Origin of the sequence: Halobacterium sp. NMX12-1 (assembly GCF_040435975.1) — an archaeon.
Classification (GTDB): Archaea; Halobacteriota; Halobacteria; order Halobacteriales; family Halobacteriaceae; genus Halobacterium; species Halobacterium hubeiense.
The window spans coordinates 1,843,053-1,863,920 of sequence record NZ_CP159204.1; the positions used below are offsets into that span (position 1 = coordinate 1,843,053).

Consider the following 20,868-nt stretch of genomic DNA (forward strand, 5'->3'; position numbering starts at 1 on the left):
AGGCGTTGAGACTTATGCCCCCGCAGCGTCGAAGTCGGGGCATGACTCAGGCGGCGGCGACGCGCGAGGCGGTCGACGACCACCCGTTCCTGCGGCGGGCGCTGCGCGCGGGCGTGGTGAACCACGCGGCGGCCGCGCGCTTCCTCGACGTCGACGGCGACGAGGACGCGGTCGCGGCGGCGATTCGGCGGTATAGCGAGGACCTCCCGGCGTTCGACGCCGCGTCGCGGGACGCGAGCGTCTCGATGCGGTCCGGGCTCGGCCGCAGCGACGACGGCCTGCTGGTCGTCGCGGGCTCTGGGTTCGAACCCGGCGAGGGGAACTTGACCGCGCTGCTCGCGAGCGGCGACGTGGACACGCGGGCGCTGGCGGCGGCGTTGGAACGCCTCCACGCCGCAGGCGTCGAGCCGGTCGCCGCGGGCGTCGCGGAGGACGCGCTCGCGGTGGTCGTCGAGCGGCGGGACGGCGCGGACGCCGTCCGCGTCGTCGAGGACGCACTCGACGAGGTGCCCGCCTGACTGCGACAGTCGCCGTCGGTTCCGACGCTTTGAAACGCTGGCGCGCGTACTTCCCGGCACATGACTCTCTACGTGTCGAACACCCTCTCCGGCGAGCGAGAGGTCTTCGAGCCACACGACCCCGAGGAAGTCCTCGTCTACACGTGTGGGCTCACGGTCTCCGACGACTCCCACCTCGGGCACGCTCGCCTCTGGGTGCAGTCGGACGTGATGGCGCGGTGGCTCGCCCACGTCGGCTACGACGTCCGCCACGTCCAGAACTTCACGGACGTCAACGAGAAAATCGTCGCGCGCACCGGCGAGGACGACCTCGGCGACACCGAGCAGGCGGTCGCGCGCCACTACATCGACTCCGTCATCGAGGACATGCGCGACCTCAACCTCCAGCGCGCGGCGGTGTACCCGCGGGTCTCCGAGCACGTCCCCGAAATTATCGACCTCGTGGAGACGCTCATCGAGGAGGGCCACGCCTACGAGGCCAACGGGTCGGTCTACTTCGACGTGACGTCCTTTGAGGACTACGGGAAGCTCTCGGGCCAGCAGGTCGAGGAGATGGAAGCTCAGGGACCGGAGTCGGAGCAGTCCGAGAAGCGCAACCCCGCGGACTTCGCGCTCTGGAAGGCGGGCGCTGTCGCCCCCGAGGACGCCAACGAGCACCGCAGCGACGACCTCCCGCCGCTAGAGGAGCCGGCGGGACAGACGTGGGAGTCGCCGTGGAGCGAGGGCCGCCCGGGCTGGCACATCGAGTGCTCGGCGATGAGCACGGCCCACCTCGACGACCACATCGACGTCCACGTCGGCGGGCAGGACCTCGTCTTTCCCCACCACGAGAACGAGGTCGCGCAGAGCGAGGCCGCAGCGGGCGAGCCGTTCACGAAGTACTGGCTGCACGTCCGCCTGCTGGAAACGGAGGGCGAGAAGATGAGTTCGAGTCTGGGGAACTTCTTCACGACGAAGAACGCAATCGAGGAGTTCGGGCCGAACGTCGTCCGGATGTTCCTCGTCTCGACGTCGTACACGCAACGACAGACGTACTCCGAGGAGACCATCCAGGAGGCCCAGCAGCGCTGGGAGCGCCTCCAGCGGGCGTACGAGCGCGCCAGCGACGCCGCCGACAGCCCGGACGCGTACGCGAAAGTCGAGTCCGAGGAGCTCCGGGGCGCAGTCGCGGAAGCCCGCGAGGCGTTCGCGGCAGCGATGAACGACGACTTCAACACGCGGGCGGCAGTGAGCGCGCTGCTGGAACTCGCCTCGGCCGTCCACCGCTACGCCGACGACACCGAGCGCTACGACTACCGCGCGCTCGTAGACGCCGTCGAGACGTTCGAGGAACTGGGCGGCGACGTGCTCGGCTTCCAGTTCGAGACCGTCGACGGCGGCGAGGTCGAGCTCGCCGGCGACCTCGTCGAACTCGTCTTGGACATCCGAGAGGACGCCCGCGACGAGGGCGACTACGAGCGCGCCGACGAACTCCGCGACCGCCTCGAATCCCTCGGCGTCACCGTCGAGGACACCGACGAGGGAGCGACGTACCGGCTCTGACACGCCGCTAACGTGGCGTTGCGTTCCTGACACGAGAGCCATCAAGCTTATTCCCACCGACCGGGTTCTGTCCGCCATGCATCGACGAACCGCGGTCGCCGTAGCGCTGGCCGCACTCATCGCGACCAGCGGCTGTCTCGGCATCCTCGGCGGGGATGGCCTGTCGTTCTCCGCGTCACAGGCCACCGTCTCCGAGGACGCCCTCCAGGAGACGGGCTACGAGGAAGTCAGCGTGAACGAGTCCGAAATCACCCGCGAGTTCTCCGCGGGCGGCCAGTCCCGGAACGTCACCGTCACCAACTGGGTGGCGATGTACGAGCGCACCGTGAGCGTGCCCGTTCTCGGCGAGCAGCGCGCCGCCGTCTTCGGCGCGTTCGCCAGCCCCGAAGTGAGCGTCGTCGGCCAGTCGTTCAACCCCATCGACGACTACTCCGAGCGCGACCTCGCGCAGCTCGCCCAACAGCAGTACGACGGCCTCTCCGTCGGGCAGACCGCGAGCACCCGCGAGGCGACGGTGCTGAACAAGTCCACGACGGTCACGAAGTTCGAGGGGACCGCCGACATCAGCGGCCAGTCCATCGACGTCTACGTCCACGTCACGAAGGTCAAACACGACGGTGATTACGTCGTCGCGGTCGCCATCTACCCGCAGGACCTCGACGGCGAACAGGAGCGCGTCGACGCGCTGCTCGACGGCCTCGACCACTAGCTGCCACTCTCCCTCGTTTTCCCGCTCGCGCGGTCGAAGTGTGACGTGCGTTCAGCTATGCCGCCAGTGTTCGCTGACAGATATACCGAGTGGAATTTCTAAAGAAGATAATTGCCTATCCGTTTCTTTTTCTCTCGTCTGCAGCGACGTACTAGCAATATAGTCTCCCTAAACCAGTATTATGGTCACTCTTACAAGTGATAGGGGTGTTACCGATACACATGGTTCGATCTGATTCGTACACGCCCCCCGCGACCAGCCGCTACGAGTGCACCGGCTGCCTGAGCCGCTTCGAGAGCGACTCGCACCTCGTCGACTGCCCGGAGTGCGGCGAGCCGGTACGGAACGTCGCAGTCCCACGAGAGTGACTGCGAAGGCGCGCGGTTCTCTCCTGTATGGTTTTAACTAGCAAGGACATTTTTATAGTTCGTCTGTGTGCTGTCGTACATGTCAGCCACAGACAGCGGTGACGGCGTAACGGGCTTCTACGAGCGACAGATCGGGCGAGCCCAGACCGCCGACGAGGTGTACGGCTACCTCGTGTTCGTCGCCGGGCTCGTGTTGGGCATCGTCGGCATCCTGTTGTTCCTGCCCAGCGAGTCCGCCGGCTCGCTACGGGAGTACAGCGTCGCGCTCGGCGCGGCCGGGTTCGCGCTGCTCATCGCCGGGCCCGTCATCCGACTCCCGCTCCGACGAGCCGCCACGATAGCCGTCTACCTCGGCGTCCTGCTGTGCGCGGCCGCCATCGCGTGGTTCCTCGTCGTCTTCCCCAGTCAGTGGCAGGTCGCGACCGGCCACCAGGGCGTCATCTCGCTGTACGTCGTCGGCATCGCAATCGTCGGCGCCGGCGGCGTCCTCGTGCCGCTGCTCACGTCTACGCGCACGACCGAGGAAGCCGCGGCCGCACGAGAACGAAGCGAGGAGAGCCAGCGCCGCGTCGAGGAAGTCGAGAGCGAACTCGAAGCCGCCGAGCGCGCCCGCGACGAACTCGAACGCGAAGTCGAGTCCATCCGCACCAGTCAGGCCCAGTTCGAGCTGTTCGAGGACAAGGCCGGGGAGTTCCGCTGGCGGCTCCGCCACCGCAACGGCAACGTCATCGCGGACAGCGGCGAGGGCTACACGGCCAAGCACAACGCCCAGAAGGGGATGCAGAGCGTGCGCCGGAACGCGCTCGGCGCGGCGTCGATTCACGCCGACGACCCCGCCGTCGAGGACGAGTCGGACCTCGATGACCTCCCGATGCTGCCCGACGAGGCCGAGCAGAGCCAAGCGACCTTCGAGGTCTTCGAGGACGAGGCCGGCGAGTACCGCTGGCGGCTCGTCCACGACAACGGGAATATCCTCGCAGACAGCGGCGAGGGCTACACGCGCCGCCGCGACGCCGAGCGCGCCATCGACGGCGTCCGGAACAACGCCGGGCCCGCGGAGTACCTCACGTTCGACCCGACGTCGTTCGAAATCTACCGCGACGTCGCCGGCGAGTGGCGCTGGCGGCTCGTCCACAAGAACGGGAACATCCTCGCTGACGGCGGCGAAGGATACAGCCGTCGCCGCGACGCCCGCCGTGCCGTCGACCGCTTGCAGGACCGCGTCGGCGACGCCGACTTCGACGTCTACGAGGACGACGCCGGCGAGTACCGCTGGCGGCTCCGCGCGGAGAACGGCAACGTCGTCGCAGACAGCAGCGAGGGCTACACCCGCCGCGGCGAGGCCGAGGACGCCACCGAGCGCGTCAGCGAGTACGCGCCGGACGCTGACGCGCTCGACGTCGGTTTCGCGGCGTTCGAGGTGTACGAGGACGCGGGCGGTGAGTGGCGCTGGCGGCTCCGCCACCGCAACGGCAACATCATCGGTGACGGCGGCGAGGGCTACAGTTCGCGGACCAAGGCCCACGACGCCATCGAGAGCGTGAAGCGCGACGCGCCCGGCGCGGCCGTCGAAACCGAGTAACGTCCCGCTCTCCCCTCTGTCCGTTTTGCGAACGTGTTCGGCCCAGTTCTCAGGGAGTCGCCAGCGCGAGCTACACGCGTGTCCAACGAACCTACGGCCGACGACGTCGAAGTCACAGACGTCGACGCGCTCGCGGAGACGCCCCACGCCGAGGTCTTCGAGACGCGCGACCCGCGGACGGTCCGGCTCGGCCTCGACGCCGGCGAGTCGGTCCCCGCCCACCAGCACCCCGACTCGATGGTCGTCATCTACGTGCTGTCGGGCGCGCTCGAACTCGGACTCGGCGACGAGACCTACGACCTCGACGCCGGGGACGCCGTGCGTTTCGACGGCGCGCAGGACGTCTCGCCGCGCGCCGTCGAGGACGCCGAGGCGCTCGTCGTGTTCGCGCCGAAGCTACGGTAGCGCCAGCGGCACGAGCAGCACCGCCATCAGGTGGACGCGGCGCGCGCCGAAGTACGGCGGAATCAGGCCGATTAGCGTCGCCGCCCCGAGGAGCGCGACCCCGAGCCAGCCGGCGAACACCCACGCGAGCACGACCAGCAGCGCGCAGACGCCCGCGATGAGCCGGCGGTGGTTCAGCCGGCGGACCACTCGGAAGTAGCGGTCGCCGAGCACGGGGACGAGCACCGCACCCACGCAGGCCGCGAGCGCGACGCTCGCGAGCAACAGCGGGAGCGGCTTCGGGAGCGCCGCGCGCTCGAACGTGACGAGCACGCCGGTGTGGGCGTCGCCGAGAGCGAACAGCGCGTACAGCGCGAAGACCGTATTTGCGGTGTTAACGCCGGAGAGCGCGGCGACGAACGCGCGGTCGCCGTCCGCGCGCGTCGCCTCGACGGCGAAGACGGCCGCGATGGCGCCGGACATCCCCGGAACGTACGCGACCGCCGCGCCCGCGAGACTCCCGGCGAAGCCCGGTCCAGCGACGTCGCGCGGGCGGTCGGCGACCGCCGCGTCGTCCTGCTCGGGAACGCCGACGCCGCGGTAGGCTTCGAGGAGCACGGGCGCGCCGAACAGGCCGGCGAACAGCGGCGCGAGCACGTCGCCGACGGGCATCACGCCGTCGGGCCGCATCGGGAGCGCGACGGACCCCCAGACCGCCGCTCGCAGCGACCGACAGACAGCCGCCGATGCGGGCGCGTCGCGTCGGCTCGCGGACGAGGAGGATAGCGACGAGGGCGACGACCACGAGCGGGAGGTGCTCGTGGACGAGCGGCGCGACGACGGTCGCGGCCGCCGTCACCGGAATCCCGAGGACGAACGCGACGGCGACGGCGACGCCGCTGCCGAGCGCGGAGATGCGGAGTGCCTCCCGGCCGCGGCCGCCCATCACGAGCCGGTGGCCCGGGAGCGCGCTCACCGCCATCGCGGGGTCGGGGACGCCGAGCGCCAGCGTCGGCACGATGTCCAGAAACGAGTGTGTCACCCCGGCGGCGAGCATGGCGGCGCCGACGAGCTGCGGCGGCCCCGGAATCGAGGACGCGACGGCCGCCAGCAGCAGGGACAGCGAGTTGACGTGCAAGCCCGGGACGAGCCCCGAGCAGGACGCCCGCGCTGATTGCGGCCAGCGCCGCCGCTGACGCGCTCGGGGCGACGAGTATCCGCACGCCGGCGACGTCCATCGCACCGAGTTGGTCCCGCTCCGGTACTTCAAGCTACAGACGCGTTACGTGCGCGGCGAGCCGTTGGCTGTCCGCGTTACGCGCGAAAGAAAACGGGTGGTCGTGGAACCGGTTTAGCCGAAGAGGTCGCCGAGGCCTTCGCCGCTGGCCTCCTCGTCCTCGTCGTCGCCGGCTTCCTCGGCTTCTTCCTCGGCCTCGGCTTCTTCCTCGGCCTCGTCCTCGGACTCCTCGGACTCGTCACCGCCTGCGGCGCCCGCGGCGGGCGCAGCGGGAGCGGCAGCCGCCTCGGCGACGGCTTCCTCGATGTCGACGTCTTCGAGGGCCGCGACGAGCGCCTTGACGCGGGATTCCTCGACGTCGACGCCGGCGGCCTCGAGGACGCCGGTGATGTTGTCTTCGTTGATCTCTTCGCCAGATTCGTTCAGGATGAGTGCTGCGTAAACGTACTCCATTGTTAGCCAAACATCTCCCCGAGGCCTTCGGCGCCGTCGCCTCCGTCTTCGTCGTCGTCGGAGTCGTCGGCGTCTGCCTCGGATTCAGGTTCTTGGTCGTCGCTCTGTTCGTCCTCGCTCTCCGCTTCCGGCTCCGCCTCGGCGGCGGGGGCCTCGACGTCCTGGAGCTCCTCGGGGAGCGCCTCCTCGTCGTCGATCTGCGCGGCGAGCGCGCGAACCTGCGCGTCCGCCTTGCTGACGAGGTCGTCCGCGAGGTCCGGGCTCTCGATGGACGCCTGCAGGCCGAGGCTCTTGGCCTCGCCCTGGGCCTTCCGGATGAGCGTCGGCGCGGTCTGCGCCGTCGGGTACTCCGCGTTCACGGAGAGGTTCCGTGCGGACGCGGCCGCGGACTGGATGTCCGCGCGGTACTCCTCGACGTCGATTTCGAGTTCGTCCGGCGTGAACAGGACGCCCTCGGAGTAGACGCCGCGGAGGTCCAGGCCGACTTCCTTCGGCTCGATGCCGAGCTCGGTCAGGACGTTCGCGACGTCCGTGGAGACCGTCTCGCCTTCCTCGACGACGACAGAGTCCTCCATGACCTGGATGGAGCCTTCCTGGATGCGCGCGTTCGCGCCAATCTGCTGGAGCTCACCGACGAACGGACCCGGGTCGATGCCGGTGTCGCCCTCGGGAACGACGATGTCGTTGGGCGCGACCTCGCCGGCGTTGATGGGCGCGGGCGTCTTCGACTCCTCGAGCTGCTGGAACAGCCCGAACGGGTTGTCGTTGGTGGCGACGAGACCGACCTCACCCGAGATGTACTCGGTGAGGTCTTCGAGGCCGTCGTCGACCTCTTCGAGCGCGCGAACGAGGAGCGTGTTCCGGCTCATGCGGAGCGCGGCGCTGCCGTGCAGGCCGCGGCGCATGTCCTGGAGCTGCTTGCTCGGGATACCGGTGACACTCACGACGCCGACGCTGTCGTAGGTCTCGAGCAGGTCGACGAGTTCGCCGACTTCCTCGCGCTTCCACTCGGGAATGGTGTCGGTCGTGCGTTCTTCTGCGGACATCTAAGCCACCTCCACGGCGGGCCCCATCGTCGTCTTCACGTAGACTGCGTCGATGTTGAGCGGGCCCTTTTCGAGGTCCGCGTGCAGGCGGCGCAGGATGACGTCGATGTTGTCCGCGATGTCTTCGGCGGACATGTCCTCCGCGCCGACGCGCGTGTGGAACGTGCGACGGTCGCGGCTGCGAAGCTGCACGGTGTTTTTCATTCGGTTGACTGTCTCGACGACGTCGTCGTCGGGCTGGAGCGGCGTCGGCATCTTGCCGCGCGGACCGAGGACTTGACCGAGCGCACCCGCGATGTCCTGCATCATGGATGCTTCGGCCACGAAGAAGTCCGTCGCGTCAGCGAGGTCCTTCGCGGCGTCGTTGTCGTCGGCGAGGTCGGCGACTTCGTCGCCACCGTAGACCTCGTCCGCGACTTCCTCGGCTCGAACTGCGGTTTCGCCCTCTGCGAAAACCACAATCTGTGTCTCCTGTCCGGTGCCCGACGGCAGCACGACGCCCTCGTCGACACGATTCGACGGGTCGTTGAGGTCGAGGTCGCGCAGATTGATCGCGAGGTCCACCGTCTCACGGAAATTCCGCTCTGGGGCCTCCTCGAGTGCGCGAGCTACGGCCTCTTCAATATCGTTGTCTGCCATCTTTCACCTCCGTAGTGCGTTGACCCTGTGAAGGTCGGATCTCCTACGGGTCAGTGAAACAGGCGAAGCCTGTCTCGCTTCGAGAGAGGGGCAACGCGTCCTTAAAACCGTCGAACCGCGCCTCACGCGAGAAACGGCAAGCGACGCCCTCACGGCTACAGCGTCGGAAAATACGGCCGTACGAGAGAGTGGGAAAGCGCCGAGTTACGCCGCGGCTTCTTCTTCGCCGAGGACGCCGCAAATCAGAGATTTGCGTACTCTTGGCGCTGCTTACGCTGCCGCTTCCTCAGCGCCAAGAACCTCGTCGTACTCGCCGGAGGCGACGCGCTCGTTGAACGTCCGCGCGTCCTCGCCCTCGATGGTGACGCCCATAGAGGCGCAGGTGCCCGCGACTTCCTTCGCGGCGTTGCGGGTGTCGTACGCCAGCAGGTCGGGCTTCTTCTGCTCGGCGATGGTCTTCAGCTGCTCGATGGAGAGGTCCGCGACGAACTCCTCGTTGGGCTCGCCGGAGCCGGTCTCGAAGCCGGCCTCGTCCTTGATGAGGGCGGCCGTCGGCGGGACGCCGACCTCGATGCTGAACGACCCATCTTCCTCGTACTCGATAGTGACCGGAACCTCCGTACCGTCGAAGGCAGCGGTCTGGTCGTTGATTTCCTGTACGACAGCCTGCACGTCGACGGGCGTCGGTCCGAGCTCGGGACCGAGCGGCGGGCCGGGGTCGGCCTGGCCGCCTGCCACGAGCACTTCGATCGTCTCAGCCATACCCGAACGAACCGTCGCCGCGGCTTTAACCCTTTCTTTCTTCGGAGCACCGGCGGCGTCGCCGCGAGCGGCTACGGGACGCTCACGCCCTGCCGAGCGAGGTACTCGCTGACGTGCTTGATGACGACGGGGCTGCCGATGATGCGGACCGTCTCGTCCTGTTCGAGAAAACTCACCGTGAACTCCTCGTCGATGTCCTCGCGGTACCCCTCCAGCGTTGAGGCGGGAAGCACGATCTGCGTGCTGTCGCGCAGGTTGGAGGGGTCCGGCATCACCCGCCACTCTCTTGAGACGGAGTATGAACGTGTCGAAAACAATCCCCCTCGGACGGGAGGGAAAGCGCTTTTCGGCGGCAGCAGCCTACTCCAGGGTAATGGGTCTGGAGGAGGAAATCGAACAGCTCGAAGAAGAAATCTCGGAGACGCCCTACAACAAGTCCACCGAGGCCCACATCGGCCGTCTGAAGGCGAAGCTCGCCGAGAAGAAAGAGAAACTGGAGAAACAGCAGTCCGGCGGCAGCGGCGGTGGCGGCTACGCCGTCGAACAGCACGGCGACGCCACGGTCGCGCTCGTGGGCTTCCCCTCGGTCGGCAAGTCCTCGCTCATCAACGCGATGACGAACGCCGACAGCGAGGTCGGCTCCTACGAGTTCACGACGCTGGACGTCAACCCCGGGATGCTGGAGTACCGCGGCGCGAACATCCAACTGCTGGACGTGCCGGGGCTCATCGAGGGCGCCGCGGGCGGCCGCGGCGGCGGCAAGGAGATTCTGTCGGTGATTCGCGCGGCGGACCTCGTCATCTTCATGCTGTCCGCGTTCGAAATCGAGCAGTACGAGCGCCTCTACGAGGAACTCTACAACGTCAACATCCGCGTCGACGAGGAGCCGCCCTCCATCACCGTCCGCCGGAAGGGCAAGGACGGCATCGACGTCAACACCTCCGGCGACCTCGAACTCGACGAGGGGACGGTCAAGGACGTGCTCCGCGCGCACGGGTTCGTGAACGCGGACGTCACCATCCGCGGCAACCCCGACATCGACGAACTCGTGGACGGCGTGATGGACAACCGCGTCTACATGCCGTCGCTGGTCGCGGTGAACAAGGTCGACCTCATCGAGCCCTCCTACGCGGAGACGATGAAGTCCAAGCTCCGCGAGCACGACATCGACCCCGAGGAAGCCGTCTTCATCTCAGCGGAGGAGGAGAAGGGCCTGGACGCCCTCAAGGAGAAGATGTGGGAGGAACTGGGCCTCATCCGCGTCTACATGGACAAGCCGGGTCGCGGCGTCGACTACGAGGAGCCGCTGGTCATCCGACGCGGCGACACCGTCGACGACGCCCTCCAGAAGCTCGGCGGCACGCTCGACGAGCGCTTCCGGTTCGCGCGCGTGTCCGGGCCGTCCGCACAGCACGACGACCAGCAGGTCGGCCGCGACCACGTGCTCGAAGACGAGGACGTCATGCGCGTGGTCGCGCGGCGGTAGCGTGGCGAGCACCCGCTGGCGGCTCGCGGCGGTCGTGCTCGCGGGCGCGCTCCCGTGGGTGGCTGTCACGTTCGACGGCGGCTGGTACCCGATGTTCTCCGTCGGCTTCCTCCACTTCGACCCGTTCTCGTTCACGTCGCTCCCGGCGTACCTCGCTCGCGTCGAGAGCGTCCCGCCGCGGCTGACCGCGTGGCCGACGGCGACGCTGCTGTACGGGGCCGCGCTCGCAACAGCAGTCCTCGACCACGTCGTCGGCTTCGATGCGCGGATACCCGCGGGCTTGCTCTTCCTCACGGGCGTGGACGTCGGCCTACTGGGGCTCTCGCTGTCCCGCGAGCCGACGATTCTCGCGCTCCCGGTGGGCGCGCTGTGGCTGTGGGCGGCCGTCTGGGTGGGGTACGGGGACGCGCTGCTCGGCGAGTGACCGGGAGCGGACGCTTCCGCGTTCGGTACGCTTTTCGACGCGCCCCTGCATCCCTCGCACATGAGCGAGTTCGTACTCGACCACGTGATGATGCGCGTCGGCGACCTCGACGCGAGCCTCGACTGGTACAAGACCCACCTCGACTACGTCGAATACGGCCGCTGGGAGGCCGACACGTTCGACATCGTCTACCTCGGTCCCGAGGACGTCCACGAGGAGGGCGCGCTGCTGGAACTGACGTACAACCACGACACCGACGAGTACGACCTCGGCGACGCGTGGGGCCACATCGCCGTACGCGTCGAGGACGTCTACGACGCCTACGAGGAACTGATGGACGAGGGCGTCGAGGACTACCGCGACCCCGACTCCTGCGGCGGGTCGTACGCGTTCGTGAAAGACCCCGACGGCCACGAGGTCGAAATCGTCGAGCGCGACCACGGCGCGAAGTGGAGCCTCGACCACACGATGATTCGCGTCGAGGACGCCGACGAACAGCTCGGGTTCTGGACGCGGAAGTTCGAGTACGAGCACACGGGCCGCTGGGAGGCGGACACGTTCGCGAACTACTTCATGAAGCCCGAGGGTGCCGCCGACGAGGCGATGGCGGTCGAACTCACGTACAACTACGACGGCCGCACGTACGAGTTCGGTGACTCGTGGGGCCACCTCGCCGTGCGCACGGACGACCTCGTCGACGACTGGGAGACGCTCGTCGAGCGCGAGGCCGAGGACTACCGCGACCCCGAGTCCTGTGACTACGACTATGCGTTCACGAAGGACCCTGACGGCCACGAAATCGAGGTCCTGAACCCCGCGGAGTCGCCGGTCGACCGCGAGGACTGATGTTCCCACATCGCGGGTCCGTGCCCGCCCGTTTTTCTCCGGCCGCACGGTAGCGCCGGTATGGACTGCGAGCGAATCGGCCGCGTGGAGACGCCGTACGCGTCCCGCGAGGACGCGCCCCGGCAGGGATTCCTCGGTGACGCGACTGGGACCGTCCACGTCGCCGAGCAGTACCGCGCGGCGCTGACGGGCCTCGACACCGGTCACACGATAGACGTAGTGTGGTGGGCCGACGACGCCGACCGCTCCGTGCTGCGCGTCCGCGGCGGCAACCGTGGCGTGTTCACGACGCGGTCGCCGGCCCGCCCGAACCCGGTCTGTGTGACGACCTGCGACGTGCTCGCCGTCGATAGCGAGGCCGGCACGCTGGACGTCGCCGGCGTGGACATGGTCGACGGCAGTCCCGTCGTGGACCTGAAGTACGCGCTCGTCGGTGACGACGAGCACACGCCCTCGGACCGTTAGTCGCGGTACTCGTCGAGCGCGTCCGCGGGCGCGTCGGCGAGCCCCGCGAGCGCGTCCGTCTCGACGTGGTGGAGGTCGCCCGGAATCACGAGCAGGTGCAGCGGCTCCCCGAAGTCCATCTCCGCGAGCGCGCCGAGGCGGTCCGCGCGGACGGTCGCGTCGGGCGCTCCCGCACGCGCGACGACCACGCCGAGCGCGTCCGCGTCCCAGTGCTCGGCGAGCAGGCCGGCGGCGTGGCTCGCGGTCATGTACTCGTCACCGTCCACGCGCGGGTGGTCGACCTTGATGTCCAGATAACAGAGCGTGTGCAGACCGCGCTGGCGGTTGTCCTCGACGGTCTCGACGACCGAACTCGGCACGCCGTCCGCGCCGTGCGCCCACTCGAAGGGGAGCGTCGTCGCCTTCCCGAAGCGGTAGTTCTGGAGGCCCGTGAGACTGGACGCCGCGGATTCAGCGGTGGGGGCGTGAATCACGCGCGTGTCGATGCCGCGCTCCTCGGCGCGCAGCCGCAAATCGACGTGCGTCGTCGAAATCATCGTGTCCCCCGCAGTGAGGAAGACGCAGTCGCCGGACTCGGCGGCCGCGAGAATCGGCTCGGGGTCCTGTTCGACGCCCGCGCGGTCCCGCACCTCGACGTCGGTGTCGTGGTAGGCTTCGAGGTCGGCGACGTCCGCGCCGACGAGTTTGCTGGTGTAGAACTCCGCGAACGCGCGGTCGGCGGCCGCGATGGCGTCGGCGCCAGCGACCGTGACCGAGCGCTCGTCGTAGAGACCGAGCCCGACGAACGTGAGCATACCCGCGATAGCGCGCGCGCCGTCGTAGGGGTTTCGGGACGCAAGCGACACGGGTAAGGCCGCGCCCGCCCGACTCCCGGGCATGTCAGTGCCGTGTGTCCGCGTCCCCACCGAGGACGGCGAAGCCACGCGCCGGAGGCTCGCCGAAGCGGACCTCCTCGTCGACGAGTACGCCATCACGGCCAGCGACGGCGACCTCTACGTCCCCGTCAGCGACCCGGACGCGGTGCCCGAGGACCTCGCGGTCGTGGAGTTCGACGCGCCCGAGCGCGAGACGCCGACGACGCCCGCCGAGATTCTGGGGTTCGAACCGACCTACGAGCGCCTCGGCGACGTCGTCATCCTCGACGAGGACTCCCCGGAGCGCGCCCGCAAAATCGCCGACGCGGTGATGGCCTCGGACGTCCGCGCGAAGACGGTCGTCAACCGCGCCTCGAAGGTGAAAGGCACCGAGCGCGTCCGCGACTGGGACGTCGTCGCCGGGGACGGCACCGAGACGGTCCACACGGAGTACGGCTGCGAGTTCGAACTCGACCTCGCGACGGTGTACTTCTCGCCGCGGCTCGCGACCGAGCGTCACCGCGTCGTCGAGCAAGTCCAGGAGCGCGCGGCCGAACGCAGTGAGACCGCGGACGGGGAGAGTGGCGAGGGACAGGGTCCCTCAGACCATTCGAGCGGGCAGCGCCCGCGAGAAAACGGGGATGGAGGACCCGTGAGCCGCGAACACGCCTTCGACATGTTCGCGGGCGTCGGCCCATACGCCGTCCCGATGGCGAAAGTGGGCGCGGAGGTCGTCGCGACGGACATCAACGAGGACGCAATCGAGTACCTTCGGCGGAACGCAGAGCGAAACGGCGTGAGCGAGGACGTGACCGCCATCGCCGGAGACGTGAGGGAGACCGCCGACGAGTACGAGGACTGGGCGGACCGCATCGTGATGAACCTCCCCCACACCGCCGACGAGTTCCTCGACACCGCCGTCGCGCTCGCCGGCGAGGACTGCGTGATTCACTTCTACGACTTCCAGCACGAGGACGACCTGTACGATCCCTGTGAAGCCGCCATCCGGGAGGCCGCCGAGCCCGAGTACGACGTCACAATTGAGAACGAGCGCACCGTGCGGTCGTACGCGCCCCACGAGTTCAACGTCGTCGTGGACGCCCGGCTGACGCGCCGGTGATTCGCAAGGCTTATTTCTCGAATCCGGCTACGAGGAAGTACGCGAAGTGCGCCGGTATAGCTCAGACTGGTAGAGCGATTCCTTCGTAAGGAATAGGCCAAGGGTTCAAATCCCTTTACCGGCTCTACGACGCGGGCTCGAAGCCTGCATCCCGTTCTCTGATTTCTACGCGCCGAGCGTGAGCGCCGTCTAACCGGGGCGCTCGTCGGACCGGAACCGGGATAGCGGCCGCGCGACTATCGGGGAGTCGTGTATGCGAACCGCTTGATAAACGACGCTCGGGACTCACTGTTCGGCGACGCCCGGGGAGGCCACCAGTGAACAACAAGCGCCACCACGACGAGTACGACGGCCGCAAGGACCTGCAGGACGCCGGCTGGCAGGTCAGCAAGCGGGACGCCGTGGCGTTCAACTCCGGGAGCGAGACGGACCGACACCTCGTCGCGAAGACGCTGGTCGCGAAGGTGCTCCGCGATAGGGGGTACCGCGTCGACACCGAGGTCGTGAAGGACGGCGTCGGCGAAATCGACGTCGTCGCGTACGGACTCGACGAGCCGCCGTTCGCGGTCGAAGTCGAGACGAATCCGACGAAGGCGGTCGTCTCGGACAAGCTCAGTCGCTACTACCGCGGCGAGCCGTTCTGCGAGTGTTACGTGCTGGACCCGACGGAGATGCCTGACAGCCTCGAAGCGGCCCGCGAGTGGGTCGAAGCGAAGCTCTGACCGGGCCGGGCGCGCTCACGAACAGTTCTCGGCGGTCAGTCTTCCCGCACGTCGTCCCCGACTGTCAGCGTCTGCCCGCGGCTCTCCTCCGGCACCCGAGAGATGAGCATCAGCGTGTAGAAGTGGTCGAAGGCGTCCTCGTCGGCGAACTCGGGGAACGTCTCCTGTCGTCGCTGGACGAACGTCTCGCGGAACTCCGGCGTGGGGTCGCCGGTGTCGGGGTCGCGGCTGGGGACGACGCAGCGCCCGCAGGGCGTGACGCCCTCGAAGCGCACGCCGCCGGCCTCGAAGCCCGGGGCGTCGTCGCCGACGAAGCGGTCCTCCCAGAACGCGGGGACGCCGGCGACTTCGACGTTCGCGCGGAGGCGCCGGCGCACGCCGTCGACGGTGAGGTCGTCGAACCACGACGCGACCTCGCGGAGGGTGGCGGTGCTGACGACGGACGGCCCCATCTCGCGGCGGTCGACGTAGCCGAGTTCGTCGTCGCGTTCGAGCGCGAGGTCGAGGTCGAAGAACTCCGAGAACCACGCCTCGGCGCGGCCGGGGTCGTCGTCGAGGTCGAATCGTTCGACCGTTCCGTCGGGCGTTTCGACGGTGAACTCGTGGGTGTCGCGGTCGAAGTCGGTGTCGAGGTCGTGGACGCGCGCGGTTCGCTTGCCGTTGACGACGTCCCCCTCTGCGTCGAACAGCGCGTACGTGCGGTCGTCGGCGAGCGTCCCACCTGGCAGCACGTCGGCTGCCTCGACTTCGACGCCGTCCAGCCCCTTCACGGGGTAGACGCGCAGTCGGTCGACTCGTGGCATCGTCCGGACGGAGGGCGGGACGGCTCTTAGGTGTTCGTCCGAACGCCGCGCGTCGCCCGCGCCGACGTCGTGGTTCGCGTATGTTTGGTCGGGTCGCTTTCGCCGGGACGGCCGGCAGAGCGTGTCAAGGCCGACACCAGTGGCGGTCGAGCGGGTGTGACCCGCCTTTATATCCCTTACATTTATTATACTCGTGTTAGTGGTTGCTTTCGGTATGTCATCACGAGACACGGGGCAGTCGGGCGGCAACGCCTTCGAGCGGCTGGGCCACCGGCTCGCCGGCGTCGTCGAGCGCTGGATGCCGAGCCCGTTCCTGTTCGCCATCCTGTTGAGCTACGTCGTCTTCGCCGCGGGCATCGCCGTCGAAGGCGCCGGCCCCGCCGAGATGGTGGGGTTCTGGTTCGACGGCTTCTGGGCGTTCCTGAGCTTCGCGATGCAGATGACGCTCATCCTCATGACGGGGTTCGTCATCGCGTACCACCCGCGCGTGAACGCGCTCCTCCAGAAGCTCACCGAACTGCCGCGCTCGCCCGGGCAGGCGGCCGCGCTCGTCGGCGTGTTCTCGATGGGCATCGCGTGGGTCCACTGGGGGTTCAGCCTCATCCTCGGCGCCATCTTCGCCCGCGAGATGGGCAAGACCGCCCACGAGAAGGGCATCGACGTCCACTACCCGCTGCTGGCGGTCGCCGGCTACATGGGGCTCGGGCTGACGTGGCACTGGGGGCTGTCCGGGTCGGCGCCGCTCGCGCTCGCGACGCCCGGCAACGACTTCATCGAGGCCGGCGTCATCGACGGCGTCGTCCCGACCACGCAGACCATCTTCAGCTCGTACGCGCTCGCGCTGACCGCCCTCTCCATCCTGTTCGCGGCGGGGATGCTCTACCTCCTCTCGCCGTCGCCGAAGCGCGCGAGTCCCATCACGGACTACGTGGACGAGAGCGAGCTCGCGGACTCCACGACGGACGGCGGCGAGTCGCCGGAACCGACTCCGGACGGCGGGACGGCCAGCCCCGCCGAGCGCATCGACAACAGCCGCGTGCTCGGCGGCGTCATCGCGCTGACGGGCGTCGCGTACGTCGCGTACCTGTTCGCGACCGACGGCCTCGACGCGCTCACGCTGAACGTCGTGAACTTCGGGTTCCTGTTCGCCGGGCTCGCCATCTACCAGCGGCCGTCGCTGTACCGCGAGCGGTTCGGCGAGGCCGCCGAGTCGGCGGCCGGTATCATCCTACTGTTCCCGTTCTTCGCGGGGATTCAGGGGATGATGAACGCCTCTGGGCTCTCGGAGACGTTCGCGCAGACGCTGCTGGACGTCTCCACGCAGGCGACGTTCCCGGTCGTCGCGTGGCTCGTCGGCTCCGCCGTCAACCTCTTCGTGCCCTCGGGCGGCGGCGAGTGGATCGTCCTCGGGCCGTCGATTATCGCCGCGGCCCAAGACCTCGGCGTGCCCGTCGGGAAGGCGACTATCGCGTACGCGGTCGGCGACGCGCACACGAACCTCCTGAACCCGTTCTGGGCGCTCCCGCTGCTCGCCATCACCGGCGTCAAGGCCCGCGAGATGTTCGGGTACGCGGTCGCGATGCTGCTGCTGTTGATTCCGTTCCTCGCCGCCGCGCTGTACGCCGTCCCCTACTAGGCCGAGCAGTTTTTCGCCGCGAGTTCGACGCGCTCCGTCGGGTCAGGGCCGTCTAGATTCACCGGCTGTTCGACCACGAACACCTCGACGGACGTGAGGTCGGTGTCGTGGCTGTCGTTCCACCGCGTGCAGAGGTAGTCCGCGAACGCGTTGCTGACCGCCAGGTCGTCCAGCCGGCGGACGTTCGCGGTGTACTTCCGCCAGCGCGAACTCGGGTAGCTCCCCGCGACGTCGGGCGGCTCGTCCCACGTCACGGGACCGCCGTGGAAGGCGTCCACGCTGCTCCCGTCGTCGAGGGTCGCTGGCGCGACCACCCAGAGGTCGGTGGCCAGCGGCGTCGGCGCGAACATCGACCACCGGGGCTCGGGCTGGTCGTCGACCGGCCCGACCTCGGGCACGTCGGCGGGCGCGACCGTCGCGACGTTCCAGACGAGCAGGACGGCGAGGCCGACCGCGAGCAGTGCCGGGACGGCGCGGTCCTTCAGGTGGACGACGCGCGGCGGCAGCGACGGCAATGCGAGCGCGGGGAGCGCGCGCTCGATGCTACGCGCGTACTCGTTCAGCGGGAGGTCACGTACTCCGGGGACCGCCCGCCAGCCGGGCGCACGGTCCCAGACCGCCCGCGGGAGGAACGGCAGGAGCGCCGCGATGGAGACCAGCGGGAACACCGCCAGCTGCATCGAAACGAACATCCCGGCGTGCATCGCGGCGAACAGCGCGGCAAAGCCCGCGCGCGGCCAGCCCGTGAGGACGACGAGGAGCACGGACCCGGCCAGCGCGGCGAGCCAGAGGTGGTCGAACGCGACGACGAGCGCGGGGAACTCGGCGAGCGCGTCGCCCAGCAGGACCGTGAACATGTCCAGTTCGAGGACCTGCCGGACCGCCTCGCCGGACAGCCAGACGTCGCCGCGGAGCTTCAGCACGGCGTTCACGCTGTAGACGACGACCACCTGCGCGAGCAGTCCGGTGGTCGCGACGCCGAGGACGCGCCCTCGGGGAGGGCTCTCGGCCCGGAGCGCGTCTACGGACCAGCGCTCGCCGAGCGGCGCGAAGACCGCCCAGAACAACAGCATCCGGAGGAGCGTGTCGCCGCTGTTCAACACGAGCGGGTTCCGGAGGTGCAGCGACCCGACGAGCAGCCCGGTCACGAGCGTCGCCAGCGTCGTCCGGTAGCCCGCGAGCATCGCCAGCGCGGCGACGGCGGTCGCGAGGAAGAGCGCGGCCTGCAGCCACGGACCGCCGGAGAGCGCGTGTACGGAGAGGCGCGCGAGCGCGCCGTACTGCTCGAAGAGCAGCGACCGCGGGTAGATGCCGGCATCCGTGTAGAACGCGCGGAGGAACCGCGTGCGCAGCGCGAGGTCCGCGAGCACGATGGCCGCCAGCGCCACGCGAAAGGCGGCCAGCGCGCGCGTGTCCACGCCGAGCCGGCGCGCGACGGCGTCGCGGAGTCGTCCCGTCACGTCCGGAACTGCCGGCGCGTGCAGAATAAGCCTTGTCTAGCTCGCGCACGCCCAGAGCCCGGTGGCGTTCGCGCGCGCCCGCTGCTCGACGGCGGCGTAGTCGTCGCGCTGCGTGAACTCGCTGTCGTAGAGCCGGGCGTACCCCTCCGAGAGGAGCGCGCGGTTGAACGACTGATTCTCGACGACCACGTACGCGAGCAGTCTGTCGTAGCCGCCGCGGCGGTCGCTCTCCGCGTCGAACTCGATGGTCACGGACTCGCCGGCGAGCCGGTCGGTGGCGTACTCGCTGGCGCGCTCGCCCCACGACCGCAGGCACGAGCGCCCGGCCTCGGTGTCCGGGACGCCCTCGAACTCGCCGGGCGAGACCTCGGTGTGGACTTCGGGCGTGTCCACGCCGAGCAGGCGAACCGTGTCTTCGGTGCCGTCCGCGAACCGCACGTCCACGGTGTCGCCGTCCACGACGTCGACGACCGTCGCCGACCGGCTGTCCGCGGGCTGCTGGTCGCCGGTGAGCGGGCCGACGCAGCCGGCGCTGGCGGCGAGCGCGACGACGGCGAGCACGGCGAGGACGCGTCGAGTCACACGCGGTGTTCTCGGTCGAGCGTGATAATCAGTGCGCTCGCCGGCGCGAAAACGGCGGTCGCGTTACTGGCGGCGGGTGGCGAGCAGCGCGGCGCCGAGCGCGGCGACGACGGCGGCGGGGATGCCGAAGCCGGGGATGGTTGTGCCCGTCGTCTGGGTCGTCGTCTCGGTGGCGGTCTCAGTCGCGGTCGGTTCCTGCGTGGTCGCGGTCGTCGTCGCGTTCGCTGCCGCGTACGCGTCGGGGTGGAACGCCTGCGCCATCTGCGTCATCGGCTCGACGACGCGGGGCGCGGGCTGGCTGACGTGGTTGCTGTCCACGACGACGATGTTGCCCTCCTCGAAGGCGGTCGTGTTCCGCAGCACCGACCCCTCGGCGATGTACGACCGGCTGTCGTTGCCGAGCTGTTCGGGGAGCGCGCTCACGACGAGGAACTCGGGGTCCTGCTTGACGATGAACTCCGCGGAGAGCTGTGGGTACGACCGAGTGGTGTTGGCGTCGGCCGCGATGTTGTGGCCGCCCGCGCGGTCGATGACCTGCCCGATGAACGTGTTCGGGCCGGGCGTGAACCGGGCGCCCATGTCGTAGAAGACGCTGGGCTCGTCCTCGCCCTCGACGGCCGCTTCGACGGTCTGGACGCGGTCGCGCATCTCGGAGACTGTCTCTGCGGCGCCCTCGCACTCGCCGGTGAGCTGGCCGGTGAGCTCGGTCTTCTCGTAGATGCTCTCGATGGAGTCGGCGGCCGCGAACCGGTAGACGGTGAGGTTGGCGTCCCGGAGCTGGGCGACCGTCTCGTTGCCGATGGTGTTGGGTGCGAGCACGAGGTCGGGGTCGAGGCTGACGACCTGCTCGACGTTCACGGCCGACGGCGACCCGGAGGTCACGACCTCCCGCTCGTCGGCACCGTCGAGGAAGTCGGCGAACTGGGAGACCCCGACGACCTTCTCGCTGGCTCCGATCTCCCACATCGTCTGGGCGGCGCTGGGGTTGAGCGTGACGACGCGCTCGGGCTCCTCGGAGACGGTGACATCGTGGCCGCTGGCGTCCGTTTCGGTGACCGGGAACGAGCAGTCGAAGTCCTGCGCGCCGGCGTTCGCGACGGCGTCGCCGGCGGGCGCGGCCGCGGCGCCGGCGGCCGGCGCGACGGCGGCCAACAGCAGTAGTACAACTCCAAAGACGGGGGCAGCCTGTCGCATGTGGGGAGGACGGAGCCAACGCAATAAGTATTTGCC

23 protein-coding genes, 1 tRNA gene and 1 pseudogene are annotated in these 20,868 nt (G+C 68.9%); 14 read left to right on the forward strand and 11 right to left on the reverse strand.

Annotated features, from left to right (window positions below; all coding sequences use genetic code 11):
* Positions 1-41: 41 nt before the first annotated feature.
* The 6 genes from ABSL23_RS11350 (at position 42) to ABSL23_RS11375 (ending at position 5,124) form a co-directional block, all read left to right on the forward strand.
* Positions 42-518 carry a hypothetical protein gene (locus ABSL23_RS11350; protein ID WP_059056711.1) on the forward strand — a complete coding sequence of 159 codons (477 nt, stop codon included), beginning with the start codon at positions 42-44 and terminating at the stop codon, positions 516-518.
* Between the two features lie 60 nt (positions 519-578).
* A complete protein-coding gene (cysS, locus tag ABSL23_RS11355) occupies positions 579-2,060 on the forward strand; it encodes a cysteine--tRNA ligase (RefSeq protein WP_353633835.1) in 1,482 nt (493 codons plus the stop codon).
* A gap of 76 nt (positions 2,061-2,136) precedes the next feature.
* Positions 2,137-2,769, forward strand: a complete 633-nt coding sequence (locus ABSL23_RS11360) for a DUF6517 family protein (protein WP_059056713.1) — start codon at positions 2,137-2,139, stop codon at positions 2,767-2,769.
* A gap of 221 nt (positions 2,770-2,990) precedes the next feature.
* On the forward strand, positions 2,991-3,137 hold the full coding sequence (locus tag ABSL23_RS11365) for a rubrerythrin-like domain-containing protein (protein ID WP_143416421.1): 147 nt from the start codon (positions 2,991-2,993) through the stop codon (positions 3,135-3,137).
* A 79-nt stretch (positions 3,138-3,216) separates the two neighbouring features.
* Positions 3,217-4,719: an HVO_2922 family protein gene (locus tag ABSL23_RS11370; protein WP_353633836.1), complete on the forward strand. Its 1,503-nt coding sequence runs from the start codon at positions 3,217-3,219 to the stop codon at positions 4,717-4,719.
* A 78-nt stretch (positions 4,720-4,797) separates the two neighbouring features.
* A complete protein-coding gene (locus ABSL23_RS11375; protein WP_059056715.1) occupies positions 4,798-5,124 on the forward strand; it encodes a cupin domain-containing protein in 327 nt (108 codons plus the stop codon).
* Here ABSL23_RS11375 and ABSL23_RS11380 read toward each other — a convergent pair.
* From ABSL23_RS11380 to ABSL23_RS11405, 6 genes and pseudogenes are all read right to left on the reverse strand, one after another.
* Positions 5,116-6,341: pseudogene (locus tag ABSL23_RS11380) on the reverse strand (tripartite tricarboxylate transporter permease). The gene ABSL23_RS11375 and the pseudogene ABSL23_RS11380 sit on opposite strands and share 9 nt — an antisense overlap.
* A 113-nt stretch (positions 6,342-6,454) precedes the next feature.
* Positions 6,455-6,793 (reverse strand): 50S ribosomal protein P1, encoded by a 339-nt coding sequence (gene rpl12p / locus ABSL23_RS11385; RefSeq protein WP_059056716.1) that lies wholly within the window; start codon positions 6,791-6,793, stop codon positions 6,455-6,457.
* Positions 6,794-6,795: 2 nt separating this feature from the next.
* The gene (locus ABSL23_RS11390) at positions 6,796-7,839 is read right to left on the reverse strand and encodes a 50S ribosomal protein L10 (protein WP_059056717.1); all 1,044 of its coding nucleotides are present in this window, start codon (positions 7,837-7,839) and stop codon (positions 6,796-6,798) included.
* Positions 7,840-8,478 carry a 50S ribosomal protein L1 gene (locus tag ABSL23_RS11395; RefSeq protein ID WP_059056718.1) on the reverse strand — a complete coding sequence of 213 codons (639 nt, stop codon included), beginning with the start codon at positions 8,476-8,478 and terminating at the stop codon, positions 7,840-7,842.
* A gap of 270 nt (positions 8,479-8,748) precedes the next feature.
* Positions 8,749-9,240, reverse strand: coding sequence for a 50S ribosomal protein L11 (locus ABSL23_RS11400; RefSeq protein WP_059056719.1), 492 nt, complete (start codon positions 9,238-9,240; stop codon positions 8,749-8,751).
* 71 nt (positions 9,241-9,311) lie between these two features.
* Positions 9,312-9,512 (reverse strand): hypothetical protein, encoded by a 201-nt coding sequence (locus ABSL23_RS11405; protein ID WP_059056720.1) that lies wholly within the window; start codon positions 9,510-9,512, stop codon positions 9,312-9,314.
* Positions 9,513-9,613: 101 nt separating this feature from the next.
* Here ABSL23_RS11405 and ABSL23_RS11410 point away from each other — a divergent pair, with 101 nt between their 5' ends.
* The 4 genes from ABSL23_RS11410 to tsaA are packed head-to-tail and all read left to right on the forward strand — an operon-like array spanning position 9,614 to position 12,461.
* Positions 9,614-10,726 carry a GTP-binding protein gene (locus ABSL23_RS11410; protein WP_059056721.1) on the forward strand — a complete coding sequence of 371 codons (1,113 nt, stop codon included), beginning with the start codon at positions 9,614-9,616 and terminating at the stop codon, positions 10,724-10,726.
* Between the two features lies 1 nt (position 10,727).
* A complete protein-coding gene (locus ABSL23_RS11415; RefSeq protein ID WP_059056722.1) occupies positions 10,728-11,150 on the forward strand; it encodes a hypothetical protein in 423 nt (140 codons plus the stop codon).
* Between the two features lie 60 nt (positions 11,151-11,210).
* Positions 11,211-11,996, forward strand: coding sequence for a VOC family protein (locus tag ABSL23_RS11420; RefSeq protein WP_059056723.1), 786 nt, complete (start codon positions 11,211-11,213; stop codon positions 11,994-11,996).
* Between the two features lie 60 nt (positions 11,997-12,056).
* Entirely contained in the window at positions 12,057-12,461 is a 405-nt protein-coding gene (gene tsaA / locus ABSL23_RS11425) for a tRNA (N6-threonylcarbamoyladenosine(37)-N6)-methyltransferase TrmO (protein ID WP_059056724.1), read from the forward strand.
* On the opposite strand, the gene dph5 is transcribed toward tsaA, so the two are convergent.
* Positions 12,458-13,255 carry a diphthine synthase gene (dph5, locus tag ABSL23_RS11430; protein ID WP_059056725.1) on the reverse strand — a complete coding sequence of 266 codons (798 nt, stop codon included), beginning with the start codon at positions 13,253-13,255 and terminating at the stop codon, positions 12,458-12,460. The two genes, tsaA and dph5, sit on opposite strands and share 4 nt — an antisense overlap.
* 82 nt (positions 13,256-13,337) lie before the next feature.
* Here dph5 and ABSL23_RS11435 point away from each other — a divergent pair, with 82 nt between their 5' ends.
* The 3 genes from ABSL23_RS11435 (at position 13,338) to ABSL23_RS11445 (ending at position 15,157) form a co-directional block, all read left to right on the forward strand.
* Entirely contained in the window at positions 13,338-14,435 is a 1,098-nt protein-coding gene (locus ABSL23_RS11435; protein ID WP_059056726.1) for a class I SAM-dependent methyltransferase family protein, read from the forward strand.
* 50 nt (positions 14,436-14,485) lie between these two features.
* Positions 14,486-14,559 (forward strand) — tRNA-Thr (locus ABSL23_RS11440).
* A 193-nt stretch (positions 14,560-14,752) separates the two neighbouring features.
* Entirely contained in the window at positions 14,753-15,157 is a 405-nt protein-coding gene (locus ABSL23_RS11445; protein WP_059056727.1) for a hypothetical protein, read from the forward strand.
* Positions 15,158-15,192: 35 nt separating this feature from the next.
* Here the strand turns inward: ABSL23_RS11445 and ABSL23_RS11450 are convergent, their stop codons facing one another.
* On the reverse strand, positions 15,193-15,960 hold the full coding sequence (locus tag ABSL23_RS11450) for an MOSC N-terminal beta barrel domain-containing protein (protein ID WP_059056728.1): 768 nt from the start codon (positions 15,958-15,960) through the stop codon (positions 15,193-15,195).
* A 214-nt stretch (positions 15,961-16,174) separates the two neighbouring features.
* Here ABSL23_RS11450 and ABSL23_RS11455 point away from each other — a divergent pair, with 214 nt between their 5' ends.
* Entirely contained in the window at positions 16,175-17,596 is a 1,422-nt protein-coding gene (locus tag ABSL23_RS11455) for a TIGR00366 family protein (protein ID WP_059056729.1), read from the forward strand.
* Here ABSL23_RS11455 and ABSL23_RS11460 read toward each other — a convergent pair.
* The 3 genes from ABSL23_RS11460 to ABSL23_RS11470 all read right to left on the reverse strand — a co-directional run bounded on the left by ABSL23_RS11460 (position 17,593) and on the right by ABSL23_RS11470 (position 20,832).
* Positions 17,593-19,056 (reverse strand): HTTM domain-containing protein, encoded by a 1,464-nt coding sequence (locus tag ABSL23_RS11460; RefSeq protein ID WP_059056730.1) that lies wholly within the window; start codon positions 19,054-19,056, stop codon positions 17,593-17,595. The two genes, ABSL23_RS11455 and ABSL23_RS11460, sit on opposite strands and share 4 nt — an antisense overlap.
* Before the next feature lie 36 nt (positions 19,057-19,092).
* A complete protein-coding gene (locus ABSL23_RS11465) occupies positions 19,093-19,638 on the reverse strand; it encodes a thermonuclease family protein (protein ID WP_059056731.1) in 546 nt (181 codons plus the stop codon).
* Between the two features lie 63 nt (positions 19,639-19,701).
* Positions 19,702-20,832, reverse strand: coding sequence for a PGF-CTERM-anchored ABC transporter substrate-binding protein (locus tag ABSL23_RS11470; RefSeq protein ID WP_082687186.1), 1,131 nt, complete (start codon positions 20,830-20,832; stop codon positions 19,702-19,704).
* Between the last annotated feature and the right edge of the window lie 36 nt (positions 20,833-20,868).